At 43.8% G+C, this 1,990-nt stretch carries 1 protein-coding gene and 1 pseudogene; both read right to left on the bottom strand.

Annotated features, from left to right (window positions below):
* Positions 1-215: pseudogene (locus IQR33_RS18430) on the bottom strand (molecular chaperone); the annotation flags it as partial.
* A gap of 13 nt (positions 216-228) precedes the next feature.
* Positions 229-1,990: outer membrane protein assembly factor BamA (gene bamA, locus IQR33_RS18425; RefSeq protein WP_193843913.1), on the bottom strand; the 1,762-nt coding region annotated here is incomplete at its 5' end.

The following is a 1,990-nucleotide window of genomic DNA, read 5'->3' as shown; positions in this document are numbered from 1 at the left end:
GTTTTAGCTTGTGCTTGGATTGACTTCAGTTCATCAGCTTTGCTTTTGAAGTCTTTCTGCATTTTTTGTAGTACAACTTCACGTTGAGGAAGAGCTTGAAAAACTTGAGCTGTATTTACGTAAGCAATTTTCTGTGCAGCTTCTGCCGCATTTGCAAACATTGAAGAGCTCAGTACAAGAAGGCCAATCCCAGCCGCTTTGATCATTTTATTCAAAATATTTTCCTCTTTAGAAAGTTCTACCGATAGTGAATGTGAAGAACTCTTCATCATCGCCATCAAATTTCTTAATTGGTTTCGCTAGTGAGAATACTAGTGGCCCCATTGGAGACATCCACTGCAACGCCGCACCGTAAGAAGAGCGGTAGTTGGTTGGATCTGAGTAATCGTAGTAGTAACGGTCACCATATTCCGCACCTGAATCGCGGTAGTCAAACTCCGTATCCCAAACACTTGCCATATCAAAGAAGATACTGGTACGAATTTGGTTTTGTACTTCTTCTGATGCAAATGGTGTTGGGACAATCAACTCAACACTTGCTAGCGCTACGGCGTTACCACCAACAGAGTCATCTGTTGCTGTATCTGCGCCATTGTTTGAACCAGATGTATCACGGTAAACCGCTTTAGGACCAACAGAGTTTGAGCCAAAGCCACGAAGCGATGTAAAGCCACCTGCGTAGTAGTTTTCGTAGAATGGGAACAAGTTATCGTTACCATCCGTTTGACCGTAACCATTACCGTAACCTAAGCGGCCACGGAACAAGAGGGTAAACTCGTGCTTTTTAGTCAATGGCACATACTGGCGAACATCGTACTGCATTTTGAAGTATTGAACGTCAGAGCCAGGTACGGTCATTTTATAGAATGCTCGCTGATGGTTACCTGCCGTTGGGAAGTAACCACGGTTTAAGTTATTACGTGTCCAAGAGATATTGAAGTCGAAGTCGTTTGTGTTCAACGCTCCACTAGAATCAATGTTGTCTGCTTGTGCTCGTAAGAACTGCTCTACCTGCAAGTAAGGCGATAAGTTACCGATCTTGTTGTGCGTATAACCGACACCGAATTCAAAACGGTTCAACTCATCGAATGGGAAGCCCCACGTTAAGCTCGCGCCATAGCTTTCGTTGGTATAGTCAACGATATTGGCTTCTTTAGCTTCAAATTCGTTATAGAAAACCTTACCACCTAAGCTTACACCGTCTAAGTTCCAGTACGGATCACGGTAATCTAGACTGATGTTTTTCTGGTAGTCATTCATCATCGCGTTGATACCAACACGGTTACCGCTACCAATAAAGTTATCTTGTTGCAGGCCAACCTGGAAGCTCACACCCGATTCTGTACCGTAGCCAACACCGAAGTTAACGCTACCAGAGTTCGCTTCTTTGACAGAGTAAACTAGGTCAACTTGATCATCACTACCAGGAACTCGAACCGTCTGTACTTCAACATTTTCAAAGTAGCCCAAACGATTTAGACGAGTTTTACCCGTTTCAATCGATTTCGAGTTCAACCAACTGCCTTCCATCTGACGCATTTCACGACGAAGGACTTCATCTTTGGTTGAGTTATTACCCGTGAAGCGAATATCACGAACATAAATTCGGTTACCCGGGTCTACGTTAACGACCAAAGAAACTTCTTGATTCTCGTCGTCAAACTCTGGAATGGTATTCACTTGAGGATAAGCATAACCGGACTCACCAAGCACACGCTTAATCCCTTCTTCCATTGAAGTAACCAACGAGCCGTTGTATGTCTCATTGTCTTCAAATGGCACAAGTCTTTCGAACGTCGCTTCCTCGCCAATCAAATCACCACGGAACTTCACGTCCTTAACGGTGTAAACCTCGCCCTCTTCTAGACCAAGAGTAATGTATACCCCTTTCTTGTCAGGAGAGATTGCAACTTGTGTCGAATCAACGTTAAATTTTAAGTAACCACGATCCAGGTAGAATGATTTGAGTGCTTCAATATCGCCTGCAAGA

The sequence above is a fragment of the Vibrio sp. OPT46 genome, from assembly GCF_015163535.1.
Classification (GTDB): domain Bacteria; phylum Pseudomonadota; class Gammaproteobacteria; order Enterobacterales; family Vibrionaceae; genus Vibrio; species Vibrio alginolyticus.
The sequence above is the reverse complement of the archived record's forward strand: the minus strand, read 5'-3'. Positions and strand labels throughout refer to the sequence as shown.